The sequence below is a fragment of the Streptomyces sp. NPDC058470 genome, from assembly GCF_042721055.1.
Classification (GTDB): Bacteria; Actinomycetota; Actinomycetes; order Streptomycetales; family Streptomycetaceae; genus Streptomyces.
Window position 1 is genome coordinate 179,074 of record NZ_JBHXMF010000007.1, and the last position, 21,184, is coordinate 200,257.

Annotated in this window: 15 protein-coding genes and 1 pseudogene; 12 read left to right on the top strand and 4 right to left on the bottom strand. The window is 70.9% G+C overall.

Annotated features, from left to right (window positions below; all coding sequences use genetic code 11):
* Window positions 1–299: 299 nt before the first annotated feature.
* Window positions 300–947 carry an Lrp/AsnC family transcriptional regulator gene (locus ACFWP7_RS07775; RefSeq protein ID WP_384377648.1) on the bottom strand — a complete coding sequence of 216 codons (648 nt, stop codon included), beginning with the start codon at window positions 945–947 and terminating at the stop codon, window positions 300–302.
* A 161-nt stretch (window positions 948–1,108) separates the two neighbouring features.
* On the opposite strand from ACFWP7_RS07775, the gene ACFWP7_RS07780 reads away from it, so the two are divergent.
* From ACFWP7_RS07780 to ACFWP7_RS07810, 7 genes are all read left to right on the top strand, one after another.
* Window positions 1,109–2,695 (top strand): ABC transporter substrate-binding protein, encoded by a 1,587-nt coding sequence (locus tag ACFWP7_RS07780; RefSeq protein WP_384377651.1) that lies wholly within the window; start codon window positions 1,109–1,111, stop codon window positions 2,693–2,695.
* Window positions 2,696–2,699: 4 nt separating this feature from the next.
* Window positions 2,700–3,854: an ABC transporter permease gene (locus ACFWP7_RS07785; RefSeq protein ID WP_384377654.1), complete on the top strand. Its 1,155-nt coding sequence runs from the start codon at window positions 2,700–2,702 to the stop codon at window positions 3,852–3,854.
* Between the two features lie 44 nt (window positions 3,855–3,898).
* Complete coding sequence (locus ACFWP7_RS07790; protein WP_384377657.1) at window positions 3,899–4,789, top strand: ABC transporter permease; 891 nt, start codon at window positions 3,899–3,901, stop codon at window positions 4,787–4,789.
* Entirely contained in the window at window positions 4,786–5,571 is a 786-nt protein-coding gene (locus ACFWP7_RS07795; RefSeq protein WP_384377660.1) for an ABC transporter ATP-binding protein, read from the top strand. Before ACFWP7_RS07790 ends, ACFWP7_RS07795 begins: the two co-directional genes overlap by 4 nt.
* Complete coding sequence (locus tag ACFWP7_RS07800; RefSeq protein ID WP_384377663.1) at window positions 5,568–6,530, top strand: oligopeptide/dipeptide ABC transporter ATP-binding protein; 963 nt, start codon at window positions 5,568–5,570, stop codon at window positions 6,528–6,530. The genes ACFWP7_RS07795 and ACFWP7_RS07800 overlap by 4 nt, the downstream gene beginning before the upstream one ends.
* A 138-nt stretch (window positions 6,531–6,668) precedes the next feature.
* Complete coding sequence (locus ACFWP7_RS07805) at window positions 6,669–7,829, top strand: M24 family metallopeptidase (RefSeq protein WP_384377666.1); 1,161 nt, start codon at window positions 6,669–6,671, stop codon at window positions 7,827–7,829.
* Window positions 7,830–7,897: 68 nt separating this feature from the next.
* Entirely contained in the window at window positions 7,898–8,392 is a 495-nt protein-coding gene (locus ACFWP7_RS07810; RefSeq protein WP_384377668.1) for a YybH family protein, read from the top strand.
* Here the strand turns inward: ACFWP7_RS07810 and ACFWP7_RS07815 are convergent.
* Complete coding sequence (locus ACFWP7_RS07815; protein WP_384377671.1) at window positions 8,347–9,303, bottom strand: helix-turn-helix domain-containing protein; 957 nt, start codon at window positions 9,301–9,303, stop codon at window positions 8,347–8,349. The genes ACFWP7_RS07810 and ACFWP7_RS07815 overlap by 46 nt on opposite strands.
* Before the next feature lie 122 nt (window positions 9,304–9,425).
* On the opposite strand from ACFWP7_RS07815, the gene ACFWP7_RS07820 reads away from it, so the two are divergent.
* Entirely contained in the window at window positions 9,426–10,508 is a 1,083-nt protein-coding gene (locus tag ACFWP7_RS07820) for a saccharopine dehydrogenase family protein (protein WP_384377674.1), read from the top strand.
* On the opposite strand, the gene ACFWP7_RS07825 is transcribed toward ACFWP7_RS07820, so the two are convergent.
* On the bottom strand, window positions 10,478–11,410 hold the full coding sequence (locus tag ACFWP7_RS07825; RefSeq protein WP_384377676.1) for a YihY/virulence factor BrkB family protein: 933 nt from the start codon (window positions 11,408–11,410) through the stop codon (window positions 10,478–10,480). The genes ACFWP7_RS07820 and ACFWP7_RS07825 overlap by 31 nt on opposite strands.
* Before the next feature lie 1,239 nt (window positions 11,411–12,649).
* On the opposite strand from ACFWP7_RS07825, the gene ACFWP7_RS07830 reads away from it, so the two are divergent.
* From ACFWP7_RS07830 to ACFWP7_RS07845, 4 genes and pseudogenes are all read left to right on the top strand, one after another.
* Window positions 12,650–14,503 carry a serine/threonine protein kinase gene (locus ACFWP7_RS07830; RefSeq protein ID WP_384377679.1) on the top strand — a complete coding sequence of 618 codons (1,854 nt, stop codon included), beginning with the start codon at window positions 12,650–12,652 and terminating at the stop codon, window positions 14,501–14,503.
* Between the two features lie 479 nt (window positions 14,504–14,982).
* Entirely contained in the window at window positions 14,983–15,885 is a 903-nt protein-coding gene (locus tag ACFWP7_RS07835; RefSeq protein WP_384377682.1) for a helix-turn-helix transcriptional regulator, read from the top strand.
* 284 nt (window positions 15,886–16,169) lie between these two features.
* Window positions 16,170–16,415: pseudogene (locus tag ACFWP7_RS07840) on the top strand (CGNR zinc finger domain-containing protein); the annotation flags it as partial.
* A gap of 447 nt (window positions 16,416–16,862) precedes the next feature.
* Window positions 16,863–18,107: a hypothetical protein gene (locus ACFWP7_RS07845; RefSeq protein ID WP_384377685.1), complete on the top strand. Its 1,245-nt coding sequence runs from the start codon at window positions 16,863–16,865 to the stop codon at window positions 18,105–18,107.
* A gap of 636 nt (window positions 18,108–18,743) precedes the next feature.
* Here the strand turns inward: ACFWP7_RS07845 and ACFWP7_RS07850 are convergent.
* A complete protein-coding gene (locus tag ACFWP7_RS07850) occupies window positions 18,744–20,744 on the bottom strand; it encodes a tetratricopeptide repeat protein (protein ID WP_384377688.1) in 2,001 nt (666 codons plus the stop codon).
* Between the last annotated feature and the right edge of the window lie 440 nt (window positions 20,745–21,184).

A 21,184-nucleotide genomic window follows, 5' to 3' on the forward strand; every position in this document is an offset into this window, starting at 1 on the left:
GCGAGGGGGACAGCGTCGGGCACTGGTCCTCGGGCCGGAAGGGATCCGAAGTTGCCCGAAGTTCCCTACTGCACCGTGGCCTTGAGGGTCACCTCGAGGTTCCCCCGGGTGGCGTTGGAGTACGGGGGTACGGGCACACCTCGTCAGGAGGAGGGCCGGTGCCGCGTGCAGACCGGCACCTGGGCGGGCGCCCTCGCCGATGTCGGCGCCCGGACCGGGTGACGGGCGGGGCACGCCATGGCCACAGGTCCAGCGCGGGCGCGGTGGACAGCCCGCGCCGGACCGCCTGGCGGAGGCTGTCAGTCCTCCGGCTCGGAGGCGCGTTGGAGGTCGGCCCGGCCCTCGGCGGCGCGGATGAAGCGGGTCATGCCGAACTGGCTCGTCCCGGGGGTGTCCTGGGGGGTGTTGACGGCGGACTCGGTGGAGCGGGGTGCGGTCGGCAGGACGTAGGGGCGGCGGAGCACCTCGTCGAGGATGATCACGGTCTCGGTGGCGCGGACCGCGGGGATGGTGGACAGCCGGTCGGTGACCAGGCGGTGGACGGCAGAGACGTCGGCCACCCGGATCTGGATCATGGCGTCGTGCTGGCCGGTGGTGACGGCGCAGTACTCCACCTCCGGCATCTGGGCGAGCGCGGTGCGGAACTGCTTCCACAGCTCCTGGCGGACCGTGACGAAGATCAGGGCGCAGATTTCGAGACCGACCCGGTTGTGGTCGACGCGGGCGCTGAAGCCGTTGATCACGCCGTCGGCGCGGAGGGCTTCGAGGCGGGTGTAGGCGTTCGCGCGGGAGACGCCGACCCGATCCGCGAGGGCGGCGACGGAGATCCGGCCCTGCGCACGGAGGACGTCAAGGATCTTGAAATGCACCGAATCCAGGGCAAGACCGATGCCGATCCGTCCAGTGCGCCGTTCATCCGGGGGCTCCAGAGTGGACTGATCTTCCATGTTCGCGCCTCTCCGTTGATTTTCGTCTCGCGCTGGTCCCGTCGGCCGAGAGTCCTGGTTAGTTTCAGGCCACCCTACTGGCGAATCGTCCAGGTCCCCGCCCGGCGCCCGCCTGCTCTCGCCCGGCCTTCTTCCGCTCGGCCCTGCTCACGGAGGCACGCATGCCCAGAATCAGTGCCGGGTCGTACCCGGCGGCCCTCTCCCTCGTCGCGGTCGCGGCGCTCGCCCTGAGCGCCTGCTCCGCCGGTACGAGTGCCTCCGGCTCCGCGGGTGGAAAGACCCTGGTCGTCGACACCTCGTTCAACCTGAAGACCGCCGACCCGGGTCGCGAGTTCGAGCCGACCGGGCAGATCGTGGACAAGGCGCTCTACGAGACGCTGCTGACCTTCAAGGGCTCCGACGTCACCAAGCCGGTGCCCGGCCTCGCGTCCTCGTACGAGCAGTCCACGGACGGCAGGACGCTCACCCTGCACCTGAGGGCGGGCGCGAAGTTCGCGGACGGCAGCGCGGTCACCGCCGACGACGTGGTGTTCTCGCTGAACCGGGTGATCGCGCTCAAGGGCAACCCGTCGTTCCTGCTCGACGGTGTCACGGTCACCAAGTCGGACGCGTCCACCGTCACCCTGGTGTCCAAGAAGGCGAACCCGGCGCTGCCCTTCATCCTCCCCAACCCCGCGCTCGGCATCCTCAGCGCGAAGACGGTCCAGGCCCACGGCGGGACGGCGACCTCGGCGGACGCGGCGGAGAAGTACCTCAACACCACGTCGGCCGGCTCCGGCCCGTACACGCTCACCTCGTTCAACACGAACACCCAGGTCGTCCTGGCGAAGAACCCCAACTACACGGGCTCGGACAAGCCGACCTACGACAAGATCGTCCTCCGCAACGTCCAGGCGCCCACCCAGAAGCTGAACGTGCAGCGCGGCGACAGTCAGATCGCCCTAGACCTCACCTCCGACCAGGTCAGCGGGCTCGGCGGTGGGCTCACGGTGGACAGCGGCGCGTCCTCGGACGTGATCTTCCTGCTGCTCAACCAGGACACCAAGGTCAGCAGTACGACGGCCAACGCGAAGTTCGCCGAGGCGGTACGCAAGGGCATCGACTACAAGAGCCTGCTCTCGCTCGCCGGTACCGGCTCCGTCCAGCCCGCCGGAATCATCCCCTCGACCTTCCTCGGCGCGCTGCCCGCCTCGGAAGCCGCGGGCCGCGACCTGGCCGGGGCGAAGGCGGCCCTGACGGCGAGCGGGATCAGCAAGCCGTCCGTGACGCTCGGCTACGCCAGCGACCTGACCGTCGACGGCCTGTCCCTGCAGACCCTCGCGGAACGGGTCCAGGCACAGCTGAAGGAGGTCGGCATCACCGTCACGCTCGCCCCCGCGCCGACCACCACGGAACTGGACAACTACCGCAACGGCAAGGAGCAGTTGGGCCTCTGGTACTGGGGCCCGGACTATCCGGACCCCAGCGACTACCTGGCCTTCCTGCCCGGCAACCTGGTCGGCCTGCGGGCGGGCTGGAAGGCCGGCGCCGACCCCAGCCTCACCGCGCTCGGCGACAAGGCGGCCACCACGATCGGCGACGACGCCCGCAAGACGCTGTACGAGCAGATCCAGACCCAGCTGAACGCCGATGGTCCCTTCATCCCGCTGATGCAGCCGAGCCGGAACACCGTCTCCGCCGCGTCCGTCACCGGCGTCGCCTACAACCCCGTATGGACGATCGATGTCGCCGCGCTGGGTTCCAAGTAAGCGGGTGAGCGGCGAGGGCGAGGGCGAGGCAGGAGGAGAGGGCGCGAGTACGGTCGCCGGTACGGGCGCGGGTGGCGGTGACGGCCATCGCCTCCTCCCTGGCCGCCTCCTGCCCGGCCGCCGCCGTCTGCTCGCCCACCACCCCCTCGCCCGATTCCTGCTCCGCCGCACCGCCACCGCCGTCCTGCTCGCCCTCGGCGTGACCCTGGTGACGTTCGTCCTCACCAACCTGGTGCCGGGCGACCCGGCGGCGGCCAACCTGGGCCAGCGGGCGATCGGCGACCCGGCGATCGTCGCCCAGTGGCGGCACCAGAACGGCCTCGACAAGCCACTGCCCGTCCAGTACGTCACCTACCTCGGCAACCTCCTCCAGGGCGACCTCGGCGAGTCCCAGCAGAGCCACCAGGCGGTCCTCACCGACCTGTCCACCGCCGTCCCCGCCACCCTGGAACTCGCCGGGGCCGCGATCGTGGTCTCGCTGGTCCTGGGCGTGGCGTTCGGTGTCATCGCGGCGTTGCGCCGGGATCGCTTCACCGACCAACTCCTGCGTGTGGTCAGCCTGTTGGGGGTGTCGGTGCCGACCTTCTGGCTGGCGCTGCTCGCTTTCTACGTCTTCTTCTACCGGCTCGGCTGGGCGCCGGGCAGCGGCCGTCTCGACCCCGGCATGACCGCCCCACCGCACGTCACGGGCCTGTACACGGTCGACGCGGCACTCGCCGGACAGTGGCCGGTGTTCTGGAGCGCGGTGGGCCACCTCGCCCTGCCCGCACTGGTGTTGACGGCATACACCGTCGGCCTCCTCACCCGCTTCACCCGCTCCGCCGTCCTGGAAGTGCTGAACCAGGACTACGTCAGGGCGGCCCGCGCCAAGGGTCTGCCCGGCCGGACGGTCCTCTTCCAGTACGTGCTCCGCGCGGCCCTCGTGCCCGTCATCACCGTCGCCGGACTGGCCTTCGGGGCCCTGCTGTCGGGCACCGTCCTCGTGGAGTCGATCTTCGCCTGGCCGGGCCTGGGCGCGTACGCCTACCGCAGTGCGACCACCCTCGACCTGCCCGCCGTGATGGGCGTCGGACTGGTCGTCGGCATCGTGTACCTGACCGTCAACCTCGCCGTGGACGTGCTGTACGGCGTGATCGACCCGAGGGTGAGGGTGCAGTGAAACGCAGTCTTGAGGGTGCGGCGAATTCGAGTCTTGAGGGAGCGGTGGAATCCGGTCATCAGGGTGCAGCGAGGTTCAGCCTGCTGAAACGGCTGCCGCCCGCCTGGCGCCGCCCGCTCGCCGTCACCGGCGGCCTGGTCGCGGTGTTCTGGCTGGTCATCGTGATCGCCGCTCCCCTGCTCGCCCCGCACGACCCCCTCGCACAGGACCTGCCCCGGCTGGCCGCCCCCGGCGCCGGGCACTGGTTCGGCACGGACGAACTCGGCCGGGACGTGCTCAGCCGCGTCCTGTACGGCGCCCGGGTCTCCATCCCGCTCGCGCTCCTGCTGGTGGTCATGTCACTGCTGGTCGGCGGGGTGCTCGGGGCCTGCGCCGGGTTCTTCGGGCGGTGGGTGGACGAGACCGTGATGCGCATCGCGGACCTGGTGTTCGCCTTCCCCACCGTCATCCTGGCGATGGTGGTCGCCGCCGCGCTCGGCGCCAGCCTGCAGAACGCGGTGCTCGCCGTCCTGGTCGTCTCCTGGCCGTCGTACGCCCGCGTCACCCGGGGCCTGGTCATGGGGCTGCGGAATCGCGAATTCGTGCTCAGCGGGCGGCTGTTGGGCTTCTCCGCCTGGCGGTCCCTGCGCGTCGACATCCTGCCCAACGTGCTCGGCCCGCTGCTGGTCCTTGCCACCCTCGACATCGGCACCGCGACACTTCTGCTCTCCGGGCTGTCCTTCCTCGGGCTCGGTGCCAAACCGCCGACCGCCGAGTGGGGCGCGATGGTGGCGGACGGCACCCAGCAGTTCGACAAGTGGTGGATCGGGGTCTTCCCCGGCCTGGCCATCCTCACCGTCGTCCTCGCCTTCAACTTCCTCGGCGACACGCTCCGGGACGCCCTCGACCCCGGCACGGCCCGCACGATCGGTGCGGAGAAGGAGCGGGTCGCATGACCGACGGCAACGTGCTGGAGATCAGCGGTCTCACCCTCGACCTCGGCGGCCGTCGCATCCTCGGCGGCGTCGACCTCGCGGTGCGGCCCGGACAGGTGCACGGGCTCGCGGGCGAGAGCGGATCGGGCAAGACCATGACCGGTCTGGCGGCGCTCGGACTGCTGCCGCCGGGCGCCCGGACCGGCGGCCGGATCGAGCTGGAGGGTAGGGACCTGCTGACCCTGCCACCCCGTCAACTGGCCGCGCTGCGCGGGCGATCGGTGAGCATGGTGTTCCAGGACCCGTCCACCAGCCTGCACCCCATGCTCAGCATCGGACACCAGCTCACCGACCACCTGCGCCACCACCTGAAGCTGAACCGCAAGGCCGCGAAGGCGCGGGCCGCCGAGCTGCTCACGCAGGTCCGCATCCCCAACCCCCTTGAGTCGCTGGGGCGTTACCCGCACCAGTTCTCCGGCGGGATGCGCCAGCGCATCGCGATCGCCATCGCGCTGGCCTGCGAGCCGAAGGTGCTGATCGCCGACGAGCCGACCACCGCCCTCGACGTGACCGTGCAGGCCGGCGTACTGCGGCTGCTGCGCGGCCTCTGCGACGACCTCGGTCTCGCCGTCCTGCTGGTCACCCACGACCTGGGCGTGATGTCCGCGATCGCCGACGAGGTGAGCGTGATGCGCCACGGCCTGGTCGTCGAGACCGGACCACGCGGCCGGGTCCTCACCGACCCCCAGCACGCGTACACCCGTCAGCTCCTGGACGCGCTCCCCGGAAGGAGCACCGTATGACGACCCCTGTGACCCCCCACCCGACGGCCCCCCTCCTCTCGGTGGACGACCTCGTCGTCCAGTACCACCGGCCGGGCGCGCCGCCCACCCGTGCCGTCGCCGGGGTCAGCCTCCAGGTGCGGGCGGGTGAAGTCGTCGGGCTGGTGGGCGAGTCGGGCTGCGGCAAGTCGACCCTGGCCCGCGCGGTCTGCGGTCTCACCCCGCCCTCGGAGGGCCGGATCAGCTACGACGGCACACCGGTACGCCCGCTGCGGGTGCGCCGCCGCGACCCCGCCCTCACCGGCGTCCAGATGGTCTTCCAGGACCCGTACGGCTCCCTCAACCCCCGGCGCCGGGTGGGCGCGCAGATCGCGGACGGCATCCGTACGGCCGCCGTACGCGGTGAGGCACCCTCGGACACCACCCCGGAGGATCTCCTGACCCGGGTCGGGCTGTCGGCGAGTGCGGCACAGGGCTACCCGCAGGAGTTCTCCGGCGGGCAGCGGCAGCGCATCGCCATCGCCCGCGCGCTCGCCGCCCGCCCCCGGCTGCTCGTCGGCGACGAACCGATCTCCGCCCTCGACGCCTCCGCCCAGCTCCAAGTGGCCACCCTGATGCGGTCGTTGGCCGTCGAGTCGGGCGCCGGGCTGCTGTTCATCAGCCACGACCTGTCCGTCGTACGGCTGATCGCCGACCGGATCGCCGTGATGTACCTCGGGCGGATCGTGGAGACCGGCCCCACCGCCGAGGTCTGGGCCGACCCACGGCACCCCTACACCCGGGCACTGCTGGCCGCCGTACCGCAGCCCGACGGGGCGGGAGTACTGCCCGCCGAACTCCCCGGCGACGTACCCGACCCCGCCGACCCGCCGAGCGGCTGTCGTTTCCATCCCCGCTGCCCGCAGGTCTTCGACGGCTGCGACCGCGAGGAGCCGCAGCTGATCGCCGGGGGCGTGGCGTGCCGGTTGTACGCGGCCTGACCTGGGCCGATCCGGGCTGCGCCGACTGGCCGGGGGGCGTTCCACGGCGCCGCCCGGTGTCGGTCGCCCCTCAACTCAACGCCCCCATGCCGTGATCGCGGCACCTCCCGTGGGTGTCCCATGCTTCGAGGAGACCTGATGTCCGACGACCCGACGCCCGACGACGACCGTCCCGGTCCCGTCGAACCGGCCGCGGCTCTGTACCCGGCCGACCGCCTCGACGAGGCCAGAAGAGCCACGGCCCGAGCCGGTCTTGACGCCCTGCTGATCTCGCCCGGTGCGGACCTGCGCTATCTGACCGGCTACGACGCCCTGCCGCTGGAGCGGCTGACCTGCCTGGTCCTGCCGGCCGAGGGCGACCCCTTCCTGCTCGTACCGGCCCTGGAGGAACCGGCCGCCCAGGCGTCCCCGGCCGGTGACCTGGGCATCGAGATCACCGGCTGGCACGAGACCGACGACCCCTACGCCCTCGTCGCGGCCCGGCTGCCCGCCCGGACGGCCCGCCTCGGCGTCGACAACCGCATGTGGGCGGAGAAGACCATCGCCTTCCGTGCCGTACTGCCGGGCGCCGAACAGGAGTTGGCCGGGAGCGTGCTGAACGGGCTGCGGATGCGCAAGACCCCGCAGGAGGCCGCAGCCCTGCGCCGGGCCGGCGCGGCCATCGACCGGGTGCACGCCCGCATGGGCGAGTGGCTGCGGGCCGGACGCACCGAACGCGAGGTCGGCCGGGACATCGCGGACGCGATCATCGCCGAGGGGCACGTCCGCGCCGACTTCGTCATCGTCGGCTCCGGACCGCACAGCGCCAGCCCGCACCACGAGGTGTCCGACCGTACGATCCGGCCCGGCGACCCCGTGGTGGTCGACATCGGCGGCACGACCCGGGACGGCTACTGCTCCGACTCCACCCGGGTGTACGCGGTGGGCGAGCCGCCCGCCGACTTCCGTCGGCTCCACGACGTACTGCTGCGCGCCCAACGTGCCCAGACCGACGCGGTACGGCCCGGCATCACCGCCGAGCGGCTGGACTCCATCGGCCGGGACACCATCTCCGACGCCGGATACGGGCCGTACTTCATTCACCGCACCGGACACGGCATCGGCCTGGAGAGCCACGAGGAGCCCTACATCGTGGCCGGCAACCAACTTCCGCTGGAGCCCGGCATGGCCTTCTCCGTCGAGCCCGGCATCTACCTGCCCGGCCGGTACGGAGCGCGGATCGAGGACATCGTGATCTGCACGGAGGACGGCGGGGAGCGCCTCAACCGCAGGCCCCGGGACCTCGTCGTACTCCCTTGACCCGAGCCGTGACCCAAGGAGACGACGCGAGCCGCCCCTCGCTCCACCACTCACCCAAGGACCCCGTCATGCCCGCTTCGCCGTCCCGTTCCGCCCGTCCCGCACCCGACGGCGGCGCCCGCCCGGGTGCCGCACCCGCCGACCTGGCCGAGGTGTGGGCGGTGATCACGGGCATGTACGAGGGCTACACCGCGGGCGACCGCGAGCGCATCGACTCCTTCCTCGACCCCGAGGCCACCGTCTGGGACTCGGCGACCCCCGAACTCCTCTGCGGAAAAACCGAGTTGGACCGCGTCCGGGAGAGCCGCCCCACGACCGACGGCGCCCCCGCCGAGACCGGCCTCACGGCATACGACCAGGTCGTCGACGTCTTCGGAGACCTCGCCGTGGCCCGCTACTGGCTACGGGTCGACTTCCGCACCGCCCCACCCCAACTGGCCCGCAACACCGCGGTCCTGCGACGCGCACACCCCGACGGCCACTGGCTCGTCGTACACCTTCACGAGGACATCCAGATTCACGAGGAGCCGGTGCGGGGCCGCGAGCGGAAGGTTCGGCGGTAGGTGTCCGGAGGCACGCCGATCGTGCGGTTGAAGTGTCGGCGCAGTGTGGTGGCGGTGCCCATGCCGGTGGCTGTCGCGACGGCGTCGACCATGTCGTCGGTGGTCTCCAGCAACTCCTGTGCGTGGCGGATCCGTTGGGTCAGCAGCCATTGCAGCGGAGTGGTGCCGGTCACCGCCCTGAAGTGGCGGCCCAGCTGGCGCGAGCTCATCCCTGCCCGGCGTGCCAGGTCCTCCACGGTAAGCGGTTGGTCGAGGCGTTCGATCACCCAGGGAAACAGCGCGGCGAGCGGGTGGTCGTCCCGGCTGGGCACCGGGGCGGCCACGAACTGCGCCTGGCCGCCCGCCCGGTGGGGCGGCACGACCAGTCGGCGGGCGACGGCGTTGGCGACGGACGAACCGTGGTCGAGGCGGACGAGGTGCAGGCACAGATCCATCGCGGCGGCCTTGCCCGCGGAGGTGAGCACGCTGCCGTTGTCCACGTAGAGCACGTCCGGGTCGACCTCCACCCGTGGGTAGCGGGCGGCCAGGACGTCGGTGTGCGCCCAGTGTGTGGTCGCGCGCTTGCCGTCCAGCAGTCCGGCGGCGGCCAGTACGAACGCGCCCGTGCACAGCGAGGCCACGCGCGCCCCTGCCTCGTGGGCCGCCCGCACCGCGTCGACGAGATCGGCGGGCGGCTCCTCGTCGAGGTCCGCCCAGCCGGGGACGATCACGGTGTCGGCAGTCCGGAGCCGGTCGAGCCCCTGGTCCGGCTCCAGCCGGAACCGGCCCACCCGCACGGCGTCCGACCCGCAGACCTGGACGTCGTACCAGGAGACGCCCACGCCGACCGGAGCGGAGCCGAACACCTCGTACGCCATGGACAGTTCGAAGTGCAGCATTCCCTCGGTGACGGCCAGCGCGACGATACCCATGTCCGAAACTGTACGGGGTACGTCGTTCCGGACACTCACGGTGGGCTGCCTGCTCTCGCGAGGATGTTCTCAGCGAAGCAAGCAGATCATTCGACTAGTTCGATTAGTGCGGGGGAGTACCCATGGGATCGGTGTCGGAATCGGTATCGGAATCGGTATCGGGGCAGATGGTGACGGTGTTCGGCGCGTACGGACACACCGGGCGCTTCGTGGTGGCAGAGCTGCGGGCGCGCGGGTTCGTCCCGGTTCTCTCCGGCCGGGATGCCGGCAAGCTGCGGGAGTTGGCGGCATCCGCGCCCGGACTTGAGGTCCGCCCGGCGTCGGTCGACGATCCCGCCTCGCTCGACCGTGCCCTGGACGGGGTGGACGCGGTGATCAACTGCGCCGGACCCTTTGCCGTCACCGCCGCTCCCGTGATCGAGGCGGCCTTGCGCGCCGGGATTCCGTACGTCGATGTGGCGGCCGAGATCGAGGCCAACCTCGACACGTTCACGCACTTCGCGGACCGCGCCCGCGCGGCGGGAGCGGTGATCGTCCCCGCGATGGCCTTCTACGGCGGCCTCGGTGACCTGCTGGCCACGGCCGCGATGGGGGACTGGACGGCGGCCGACGAAGCGGACATCGCGTACGGACTGAGCAGTTGGCACCCCACTCCGGGGACGCGCACCGCGGGCACGGTCTCGCGGGAGCGGCGCGGCGGCCGGCGCGTCCGCTTCACGGACGGGCGGTTGGACTACCACGACGACGAGCCGACGCTCCTGAAGTGGCCCTTCCCCGACCCGATGGGCACCAGGGCGGTCGTCGGGGAGTTCACGATGGCCGACGTGGTCACCATCCCCAGCCACCTCTCCATCCCCGAGGTGCGCACCCACATGACGACCGAAGCGGCCGGAGACCTCTCGGCCCCCGACACCCCGGCGCCGACCGCGGCCGACGACAACGGGCGCTCCGACCAGACCTTCCTCGTCGACGCCGTCGTACGCTCCGGCGGTACCGAACGGCGCGCTGCGGCAAGCGGCCGGGACATCTACGCCGTCACCGCACCGCTCGCGGTGGAGGCGGTCCAGCGCATCCTCACCGGCCGGACCCGCACCGTCGGCGTCGTCTCCGCCGGCGAGATCTTCGACGCACCCGACTTCCTCCGCGCGCTGTCCCCGCACATCTCCTACGAGTACTACGGGACGGGTGGCGTCTCCGTGCTCTGAGCACGGGGGCCCGTGTCCTTGGAGAGTTCCGCGGCGAACTGCGCTCCGGTGAGCAGCGCCAGGTTCGACAGCCACAGCCAGATGAGGAAGACGACGATGCCGGAGAGCGAGCCGTACAGCCTGCTGTAGGCGCCGAGTGTCGAGGCGTACGACGAGAAGCCCGCGGAGACGGCCAGCCACAGGGCGGCGGCCAGCGCGCCGCCGGACAGGCTGTGCCCGCGTCGGCGCGCGACGGCCGGGCCTGTGTGGAAGACGACCACGACCAGGAGAGCGACCAGGCACAGCAGCACCGGCCAGCGCAGCAGGCTCCACGCCCAGGCCGCGGTGGCGTCCACGCCGAGGGTCCGGCCGACGGCCTCCGCGAGCGGGCCGGTCAGCAGCAGGGTGAGCGAGCCGACGAGCAGCAGGCCGAGGAGTACGAGCGCGGTGAGCACGATGCGGTGCGCCTTGCGCCAGGTCGAGCGCTGGTCCTCGACACGGTGCATACGGTGCAGGGCGCGGCGGAAGACGGCGAGATAACTGGTGGCCGACCACAGGGCGCTGGCCGCACCTGTCACGAGCAGCGGCCAGACCGTCCCGTCCGCGTCCAGCGCGTGGGACAGGACGGTGTGGAGTTCGGCGCCCGACTGGGCCGGGGCGTAGGCGGTGACGTGGCTGATGAACTCCTCGGCCGTGTCCGGGCTGATCAGACCGAACCCCAGGACCGTCGCCAGCATGGCGGGGAGCACCGCCAGGATCGCGTAGTACGTCAGCGCCGCCGCGTAGTCCGTGATGTCGTCGTTCCACAGCGACACGGGCGTGCGCCGTAGCGCGCACCGCCAGCTCGCGGCCCGCCGTGGCCAGCGGGGCCGACGTGCCCGGCCGGCCTCGCGGGGCACCTCGACGTACGGCTCAGCGGACACGGGGCAGGCGGTGCGAGGCCGCACTCGGGCGGAGGCGGGTGTGTAGCACGGCGTTCGGGGGAGGGTCCGGTTCCAGCCGGAGACGCAGGTCCACTTCCAGCCGTCGGCCGTGCCGGGGCAGTACCCGGGTGTGTTCAACCACATGCCGCTGAACGTCCCGTTCGGAGAGGGTGATGCAGCCCGGCTGCACGGCGGCGTTCATCGACGGTTCCGCTCGGAAGCGTCCCGCATGCCCTGTATCCCTCGCGTCTCGGAAGCTGTCGGCGAACGCCAGGGCCATGCCCGCGATCATCCCTGGGAACGGTGTGCTCGTGCTCATGCCCAACCACCTCTCACCCGCATCCCCTTCTGCCCCTGCCCGGACGTGCTACTCCCGGCGCGCCTCGGATGCGCTCGCGGACTCCTGGTGCGGAGGCGGCTTGGAGCCACCGGACGGAACCTGGCCCGGTGGCCCTTCCGCCCCGTGGTGTGGGTGGGACAGCGGGCCCAGGGCCGGGGTGGTACTGCTGTTCCTACCCCCGAGGCTGGCGGCTGCCGTGTCCTGTGGAGGATGATCAGGCACGCGAAGGTTCCGGCGAGTTCGGTGACCGCGTTCGTCGGACCTTCATGACGTGGGATGGCGGCGCCGCCCTGCTTGTGGCCGGGCCTCGTAGGTCCTGTCGTCACCTTCCCGTCGTCGCCCGGAGGGCGGCCTCGCGGCGTCAGGGCCTAGCGCCGCACACCCCGAACCGGAGACAGTCGGAAGCCGTTGTCCAAGCGAATCCGGGCCCTGACTGATCCCACACAGACCCCCCCAATGGCGGCCGCACTCCTCATGGAACCGACCAACAGTCCTGGAGCCGCCCTGCGCCCTGCGTGCGGCACTCGGGCCCGGCGCGCCTTGGACAGGGGCCGCTTCCGGGCCCGACCGCGGGCCGATGACGCCGATCCCGGCGCCGGACGGCGCACCGCTTCAGCCGTGCAGCTACAGCCGCGCTCCGCGCTCTCGGTATCCACCCGGGCTCCGGGGACTCGCCGCTCTCCTCGTAGGTCCCTTTCGATGAACGGCACCGATGGGCGACATGAGGGATATCGATGCGGGGGCGTCACCTGGCCAAAGCATGATCGCTCCCTTCGGGCGATGACAGGCCACTCCTCAACACGCCGTACCCGAGGGGTCGTTGGTCGTATGGTCGGTCGGCGGAGCCCTGTGGCGCCGTCGGCCCGATCGGTCCTGAAGCAGTGGAAAGGAACCCCACGGTGTCCGACACAGGACGGCTGATCGCCGGCCGCTACCGTGTCCTCGGCCGGATCGGCCGAGGCGGTATGGCCACCGTGTGGCGCGCCCACGACGATCTCCTCGGCCGCGAGGTCGCCGTCAAGAAGCTCCACCTCCAGCCGCATCTGGACGCCGACGAACTCGCCACCCTCTTCGAGCGCGCTCGCCGCGAGGCCCGCAGCGCCGCCAGGATCAGTCACACCAATGTCGTTGTCGTCCACGACGTCGTGGAGGACGAGGGTCTGCCCATCATCGTGATGGAGTACGTGCCCTCGATCACCCTTGCCGACCTGATCAAGGCACATGGCCCGGTCCCGCCCGAAGAGGCCGCCAGGGTCGGCCGCGGCGTGCTCGCCGCGTTACGGGCGGCGCACCGGGCCGGGGTCCTGCACCGGGACGTCAAGCCGGCGAACGTACTGCTCGCCGAGGACGGCCGGGTGGTCCTCACCGACTTCGGCATCGCCCAGGCGGCCGAGACCTCGGCTCTCACCCGCACCGGCCAGTTGGTCGGGTCGGTCGACTTCATGGCCCCCGAGCGCCTTGTCGGCGGGCCGCCGGGCCCGGAGGCCGACCTGTGGGCGCTGGGCGCCACGCTGTTCCAGGCGGTGGACGGGCGTTCACCGTTCCTCCGGGACACCGTGACGGAGACGATGTACGCCATCGCCATGGAACCGGCTCCCGAGGTAAGGGCCGCCGGGCCGCTCACCTCACTGATCCAGGGTCTGCTCACGAGCAAACCGGCCGAGCGGCTGTCCGCCGAGGACGCCGAGCGCCTCCTGCGGGCGGTGGATGCCGACCCGCGACGAATACGGCGAGTGGGCTCCTCAAGCACTCCGCCCGCCGCCCGTGCGTCGGCGGCGGCGGCCGCCGCCGCTCCGGCTCCGGCTCCGGCGGCTGTGAAGCAGCAGTCGAGCTCGCAGCCGGGACCGGACTTGAAGCCGGAACCGAACTCGAAGCCATCACCGGCCTCAAACTCATCACCGGCCTCGGAACCATCACCGTACTCACCGCGCAGACCACGCAAGGCGTCTGCCGCCGACCGGGGAGCCCTGGCAGCGGAACGCCCGAAGCCGGCCCCGACCGACCCGCAGACGCCGCGTCCCTCCAGCGGCCGAACGGTCCGTTCGAAGAAGCTGCTCGTGCTCGCCGCAGTGGTCGCCACGGCGGCAATGATCACGACCGCGTTGCTGATCAACACGACGACGGAGAAGGACACCAGCGACGTCACGGCGTCCGGCACGCTCCCGACCGACGGCACCACGCCGTCGCAGTCCGCGGACACGCCGACAGCCTCTTCTCTTTCCTCCTCACCGTCGAGCTCCACGAGTTCCGGCGTCACGTCGTCGACGGCGCACCCCTCGTCGCAGCAGTCGGCGCCCAAGGCCGGACAGGAGGATTCCGCCCCTGGCCCCGGAGACGAGAACCCGACCACCGACAGCGGATCCGACTCATCGGACGCCCCCGCCACCGGCCAGACCCTGGTGGTCCCCGCCACGGAGAAGTGCCTGAGCGGCGGCGCCGGGACCGAGGGGATACAGCTCATCCAGGCCACGTGCGACGGCTCCGCGACGCAGCGATGGCAGATCGGATCGGACGGGAGCTTCCGGTCATCGGGGAAATGCATGACCGTGGCCGGAGGGGCGAGCGATGACCGGACCGAGATCCAACTGACCGGGTGCAGCGGCGACGCCAGCCAGCAATTCCACTTCTCCGGTGCGGAACTGCTGGGTGATCAGTCAAAGAAATGCGTCACCATTTTCGGGGGCACGAGCGGAACGGTGGTGGTCCTCTGGGAATGCAGCGGCTGGGACAACCAGACCTGGACGATTCGATGACCATGACCATGACCATGACCATGACCATGACCATGACCAACGTCACCTCGGCCCGACCCGACCCGCTGCACCGGCGGAGTACCGGCCGGACGGGGAGGCGCTTGCCACGGGCCGGCGATCTCCGAAGCCGCCGACATGCAGGACGGCCCACGCGCAACGCTGCTGGACGCCGCCGCACGGTCGGCGGGCCGCGCCACCGAGCACGACGTCCACGTCGAATTACAGGTCTCGCCTCAAGTCCCGCACGTTTTAAGGGCGTTAGTCGCGCTTTCGGCGAGACCACCGCCGCGTGGCGGGCCGTCACCTTCACCTTCACCCGGGGGCACTGGGAGGCCATGCCCGACGCGTCCGGCGACGCTCTGTCGGGCGGCGTGCCGTAACCCGACATCGATGGCCAGAGCTCGACTCTATGTAACGAATCCGTTGTGCGGCCAAAGAAGCTTCGTGTCGTCCGCGGCACCTGGACGACGATGACCCGCATGGCAACGATGAATCACTTCGGCATGGCTCTGCGCGGCTGGCGTGAGCGTATGTCACCGCTGGACAGCGGGCTGGAGGCAGGCGGGGAGCGGCGCATCCCTGGACTGCGCCGCGAAGAACTGGCCAGTTTGGCAGGCATATCGGTCGACTACCTGGTGCGGCTGGAACAGGGCCGTGCTCGCAACCCCTCGGTCCAGGTGGTCACCGCCCTGGCCAGAGCGCTGCGTCTGGACCCGTCCGAGCGTGACCACCTGTTTCGCTGCGCCTACCTTGCACCGCCCTCCGCCGGGAACGTCTCCAGGCGCATACCCATGAGTGTGCAGCGACTGGTACACGCGTTAGGAGGGATTCCCGCCGGGGTCTTCGCCGCTGACTGGACCATCATCGGCTGGAACAAGATGTGGACGGCCGTAGTCGGCGATCCCAGTGCGTACGGCTGGGCCGAGCGCAATCTCGTCGCCGGGATGTTCCGGGCGGGAGCCGGCCGAGACCGGGACCCCATTGCGGCATGGCCCGTTCGGTCGTGGAAGGGCAGCGAAGCGCAGGAGGAGGACCTCGTCGCCGACTTGCGTGTGACAGCGGCCGCCCATCCCCATGATGTACGTCTTTCCGCACTCGTCGAAGGCTTGCTTCGAAGCAACCCGCGCTTCGCCCGTCTGTGGTTCAACGGCACCGCTGGTCCTTATGTCGGCGACCGCAAGACCATCGAGCATCCAGTGGTGGGTGACATCGCCCTCGACGTCGATGTCCTGATGCCTGCCGGTACCGGCCTCAGGATCATCACGTATGCGACTGCGGCCGAGACCACCGACGTAGAGAAGATGGATGCTCTACGTGCGGCCTGTCATCTGCCGCGAAACGGTCCGTCCCGTCCCGATTCAGAGATCTCCAGCCTCGACTGAGGACGGTGCCCCGGGCTGCCGACCGGCCTCACCTGTCCCTGCTCCTCAGCCCAGACAGGGATCAGCCGGAGTTCCCCGCACTGTTCAGGCGCCGCATCCCGTATACGAGCTCGTCCAGGTGTCGTGCGACCGCGCCATCACCTAAGCGCTGCGGGCATCCGCCGGCACCCCGCAGGCGGCCGTCGGCCTACGTTGCGGCGCTCCGGATACCCAGGGGGGCGAGGACGGCTGCTGTGGCCTTGGAGGCGATGTACTTGACGCGGTAACTCCGCAGCGCGGGTGAAGCGCGTTGGGCCCGAGCCGCCATCGACTTTCTCAGCGGCTCGCACCGCATGCACTTGCGCTCCTGCACCGCGCCCCGTTGCGTGCGCTATTTCGTCAAGAGTCACGGGCGCCAGCAGTGGTGTCGGCTCCTGCATCCTCGGCTTCGACCGTTCCCGCGCAAGCCATCATGCGGAAACCGCGCCCGAGCAGCTCGCCACTACACGCGTCACCGCACGGCAGTCGATGGCGGTTCTGCCCCGTCCTGATCGCTCCGGGCAACCCCAGGGCCGTACCTGCGCGGCCGCGCCATGGATTCCTCTGCAACGTCGCACATCGGGGGCAACGACCGTGCGCTCGAAGGCCTCGCGCCCCTGTGCGATGAGATGCCGTCGGCTGGGTGGCCGGCGGACAGGACACATCGGCGACAGCGGAGCCAGGACTCCCCTGAGCTTCCTGTCTCAGTCGACGGGAGCCCTTCGGCCCCGAAGGCCCTCGGGATGGGGCTTCGCCTCGACTTGGGCCACGCGCCCGGGCCCCAGCCGAAACCGCGCCGCCCCGCCCCGCCTTCGACCACCCGCAGTCCGACAACTCCCTGCCATGTGCCACAGCTACACGCCAGGGCAAGGGTGCTGCAAGACGTATGCAAGGAAAGCGCTGCGCGCACGGGGAATCCCTGCCGTCTGTTGTACGCAGCGACGACGACGGGGGATCGCATGTCTGTCAGAACGACGAAATCAGCACTGATCGAGCAGGGGCACTGGCTGACGGTACGAGACTGCAAGAGGGTCCTGGTGGTCGTGCACACAGTGACCTTCGCCCAACGACTGCGCGAGGTCTTCGAGCTGCTGGAGACCGACCTGCGCATTCAACTGGTCTTCACGGTCGCACCCCATGCCTTCGGCAACGGAGCCACCGAGTTCCTGCAGAGCCTGGGCATCACCACGGTGCCCTGGGAAGAGGCCCTGCGAGCCGAGTTCGACCTCGCGCTCGCGGCGGGCTCCCGCGGAGTGCACGAACTGCGCACTCCGGTCGTACGCATTTCGCACGGGGCAGGGCAGATCAAACTGCTCACCGACGTCACCACACTGGCACCGGGAGAGCGGAGGTCGCCCGGGATGCTGAGCCGCCAGCACCTGCTGCACGAGGGGCGGCTGGTCCCGGCGGCGATCGTCTACGCCCATGACCGGGATCGGGAGGAGCTCGCCTGGTCCTGCCCGGAGGCGCTGCCGGTGGCCCACGTGGTGGGCGATCCGTGCGTCGACCGGATCACGGCAGGCAGGCCCAGGCGCGAGTCCTACCGCCGTGCGCTGGGCATCGAGGACGGGCAGCGGCTCGTGATTGTCACGTCGACCTGGGGACCGGCTTCGACGTTCGGACGGCTCGACTCCCTGCTGCCGCAGCTGCTGAGCCAGTTGCCGGGTGACGGTTACCGCGTCGCGATGCTGGTCCATCCCAACGTGTTCGCGGGGCACGGCACCCGACAGGTGCACGGCTGGCTGTCCTGCTGCCAGAGCCGGGGAATCGCGGTGATCCCCCCGGAAGCCGACTGGCAGGCGCTGCTCATCGCGGCCGACTGGATTGTCGGCGACCACGGATCGCTCTCTGTATACGCGACGCTCACGGACGCGACGGTGCTGCTGACGGCCGGATCCCGGCGCGAGGTGTCGGCCTTCTCCCCGGCGGCTCTGCTGTCCGCCGTCGCGCCCGTGGTCTCCCCGGGGTACCCACTGGTGGAGCAACTGGAGTACGCGGCACAGCTGCACCGTCCGGGGCAGTACGACCATGTCGCCGCCTCGCTGTCGTCGGCGCCGGGCCAGTTCCACCGACGGATGCGTTCGGTCGTCTACCGCATGCTCGGGCTGGGAGAACCCGCCCGTCCGCCGTTCGTCGCGCCGCCCCCGCCGCCGCCGCCACTGACGCCGTGGGAGACCTCCGCCGGCAGCCGAGCGGCACTGTGAGCGGCCGACTCGCGCCCCCGGAGCAGGATGCCGCGTGGGCCACGGTGTGCTTCCGTGTGGCACGGACCGGCGAGGTATCCCGTGGTGACGGTTTGGACGACCGGTCGTCCTTCGTCGTCTGGCGTTCGGATGCGGCACACGGTCCGGCTCTCGTCCGATCCGACCTGCTGATCCCGTCCCCGACGCAGCACACGTTCCCGCACCCGTACCCGTACCCGTGCCCTTGCCCGCACGCCCCCGGCCCGCCTTCCTGCGATGTGCACCTGTGGGTGGACGCGGACAGCCCTGAACTGACAGAGCTCATGGGACACGCCGATGTACTCGTGAGCCGTGTGCCGCTGCCGCCTTCGTCGGCTCACCGCCGGGTGCACGACCTGCTGGCGGGCCATCCTGGCTGCCTTGCCGCCGCCGTACCCGATACGGCCGCAAGGTGTGTCATCGCGGTACGGGACAGGACGGGTGCCGTGTCGTTCGTACGGCCGGAGCGGGGCGAGTCCGATGCTCCGCTCCCACTCCATGTGGTTGCCTCGGTCGTCCACGCCTGGGTGGTGTCCGGGAGATCACCGCGCGCACTGCGTTCCGTCGCCCCGATGCCACGTCGCTGACCCTCGGAACGGCCGGCCGCGGCGGCGATCACTACTGCCGCAGCCGGTCGTCCAGGCGTTGTGCGTCCTCGGGGCTCAGGCGTCGGAAGAGATCTCGGGCGGCCTCGTATTGGCGTATCGATTCCGCATGATCACCACGTGACTCGGCGGCTTGGCCGAGCCATTCCAGGCAGCGGGCCTCCCAGTGCTCGGACCGGGCGTCGCCCTCCCGGAAGCACGCGAGCGCCTCCAGCAATCGCCGGACGCCTCCGTCGCGGTCCCCTCCGCAGTCCAGGACATGGCCGAGAAGGGCCAGGACGCGGGTCGCCTCGTACGTCTCTCCCAGCGCCTCCAGTTCGGTGCCGGCCCGGCGCAGCTGCTCGGCGGCCATGGCCAGGTCACCGGCGGCCAGAGCGGTTTCGCCGAGGCGTCGCCGGGAGAGGGCGGCTCCCCGCCGGTAGCCGATCGACTCCCTCAGCCGCAAGGCGTGCTCGAAGTGGTCGCGTGCCTCATCGAGCCGGTGGGTCAGGAGACCTACGTGTCCCAATCCGCTCAGGGCCTGCGCCTGTTGGCGTATGTCGTTGTCGGCCGTGGCCATCTCCAGCGCCTGTCGGTACCAGTCCGCCGCCTCCGGGTACCGGCCGGCGTTGCGCAAGCCGATCGCGCCGGAGGTGAGTATGCGGCCCTCACCCTGCCTCGATCCGCTTCGGCGTGCCGCTTCGAGACCGAGGCGGTGTGCCTCGATCCACATCTCGGACGGGCGTAATCGGAGGAAAAGGGGCCACATGAGGTCCGTCAGACGCCAGCAGGAGGAGTGCCAGCTGAGCCGGGCCGAGTTCCGTACCGCGCCCATCAGACCGTTGCGGTGCGTGTCCAGCCAGGCGAGTGCCTCCTCGGGACCGTCGAGTGGGGTCGGGGGCACTGTTTCCGCCGGGCGGTCGTGCTCCGGCAGTCGGTGGCTGGGGGTGAGGATGCTCTCTGCCGAAGCCGCGGTGGACAGGCACCAGTCGACGAAGCAGCGAAGCGTGCGCTCCCGCCTACCCGCGTCCTCCAGCTCCTCGCCGAGCCGACGGGCGTGCGGTTGGACGAGGTCATGGAATCGATACGTGCCCGGACCCGTCTCTTCCAGGAGATTCGCCTCCACGAGCGCGCTGACGGCGGTGTCGGCGGTGTCGGCGGCGTGCCCGGTGTCACGCGATCCCTCCTCCTCGCTCGCGAAGGCGGTCAGCAACGAGAGGTCGTGGCGATCCGCTGGCAGCAGTCCCATCCGGCGGTACAGCGCGCGGCCCTCGTCCGGCAGGACGTCGTACGACATGTCGAGCGCCGTACGCATCACGGCCTCCCCGTCGACGCGCAGCGCGTCGACGGCACCCTGACCACGGGACAGGCTGTCGGCCAGGGCGGACACGGAACGGTGGGGGCGCAGTGCGAGCTGGGCGGAGGCCAGGGTCACGGCCAGCGGCAGGCGGCCGCACAGTCTGACCACTTCACGCGCGGCGGTCGGCTCCCGCGCCACGCGCGTGCCACCGCCCACGGCGAGAAGCTCGACGGCCGACTCGGCGGGAAGCCCGTCCAGCCGGTGCACGGACGCGCCGTCGAGGCGCAGTCCGGTGAGGTTGCTTCTGCTGGTCACCACCGTGAGGCCGGTCGGCGCACCGAGCAGGAGTGGGCGTACCTGAGCAGCCGTGAACGCGCTGTCCAGGAGGACGGCCAGCCGCAGCCCCGAGGTCATCGAACGCCACAGTGCGCTCCGTTGCGCGATCCCGGCCGGCACGGAGGACGCGCCGAGTGCGACCAGGAAGGCTTCCAGAACGTTGGCAGGGGAGACGGGCCCGCTCTCCCCGTCGGTGGTCTGTCCGCCCAGGTCGGCGTAGAGCTGGCCGTCGGGAAAACTGCCGACGTGCTCGCACAGCCAGTGGGTGGCGAAGGTGGTCTTCCCGACACCCGCGAGCCCGCTGACCACCAGGACCTGCGGCGCGTGCGCCGACCGCTGGGCGCGCAGCGCGTTCAGGGCCCGCCGGTCGGCTTCCCGGCCGATGAACCGCGCGGTCACCGGAGGCAGTTGACGGGGCATGGGGAGGCGAGGTGGGGGTGCAGGGGAGGGTGGATGGAAGTGGATGCCCCCGTGGATGTCCCGGGCCTGCACGCTCGGGCCGTGGACCACGGAACTACCGCTGATGACATTGGTGGTCGCCGCGGATGTGGGAGCGGGTGGTGTGCGGGCAGGGCCAGGATGGTGGTGCAACCACTCGATCAGCGCCTGTTGTGTCGCCGTATCGCGCGAGGCCAACTCGTGCAGTTCCCGGGCTAGTTCCTGTCGGAGTGCCGCCTCGGCCGACTGTTCCCCCGTGGTGCACGGGGGCCAGAGTCGGGTCACCGATGGGTCCGCGCGGGCCGCGGTGTTCACCACCTGGGCCAGATCGCGCCATGCAAGGGACTCAGGGTCGGGGGTGGGTTGGGGGCAGGCGGGGCGCCAGGCCCGCCCGGCCGGAG

Excerpts from the sequence above, each read along its gene's own strand:
- ACFWP7_RS07805 (WP_384377666.1), top strand. The coding sequence starts at position 6,669 with ATGTCCGACGACCCGACGCCCGACGACGACCGTCCCGGTCCCGTCGAA.
- ACFWP7_RS07780 (WP_384377651.1), top strand. The coding sequence starts at position 1,109 with ATGCCCAGAATCAGTGCCGGGTCGTACCCGGCGGCCCTCTCCCTCGTC.
- ACFWP7_RS07815 (WP_384377671.1), bottom strand. The coding sequence starts at position 9,303 with ATGGGTATCGTCGCGCTGGCCGTCACCGAGGGAATGCTGCACTTCGAA.
- ACFWP7_RS07845 (WP_384377685.1), top strand. The coding sequence starts at position 16,863 with ATGTCTGTCAGAACGACGAAATCAGCACTGATCGAGCAGGGGCACTGG.
- ACFWP7_RS07775 (WP_384377648.1), bottom strand. The coding sequence starts at position 947 with ATGGAAGATCAGTCCACTCTGGAGCCCCCGGATGAACGGCGCACTGGA.
- ACFWP7_RS07820 (WP_384377674.1), top strand. The coding sequence starts at position 9,426 with ATGGGATCGGTGTCGGAATCGGTATCGGAATCGGTATCGGGGCAGATG.
- ACFWP7_RS07810 (WP_384377668.1), top strand. The coding sequence starts at position 7,898 with ATGCCCGCTTCGCCGTCCCGTTCCGCCCGTCCCGCACCCGACGGCGGC.
- ACFWP7_RS07835 (WP_384377682.1), top strand. The coding sequence starts at position 14,983 with ATGGCAACGATGAATCACTTCGGCATGGCTCTGCGCGGCTGGCGTGAG.
- ACFWP7_RS07800 (WP_384377663.1), top strand. The coding sequence starts at position 5,568 with ATGACGACCCCTGTGACCCCCCACCCGACGGCCCCCCTCCTCTCGGTG.
- ACFWP7_RS07795 (WP_384377660.1), top strand. The coding sequence starts at position 4,786 with ATGACCGACGGCAACGTGCTGGAGATCAGCGGTCTCACCCTCGACCTC.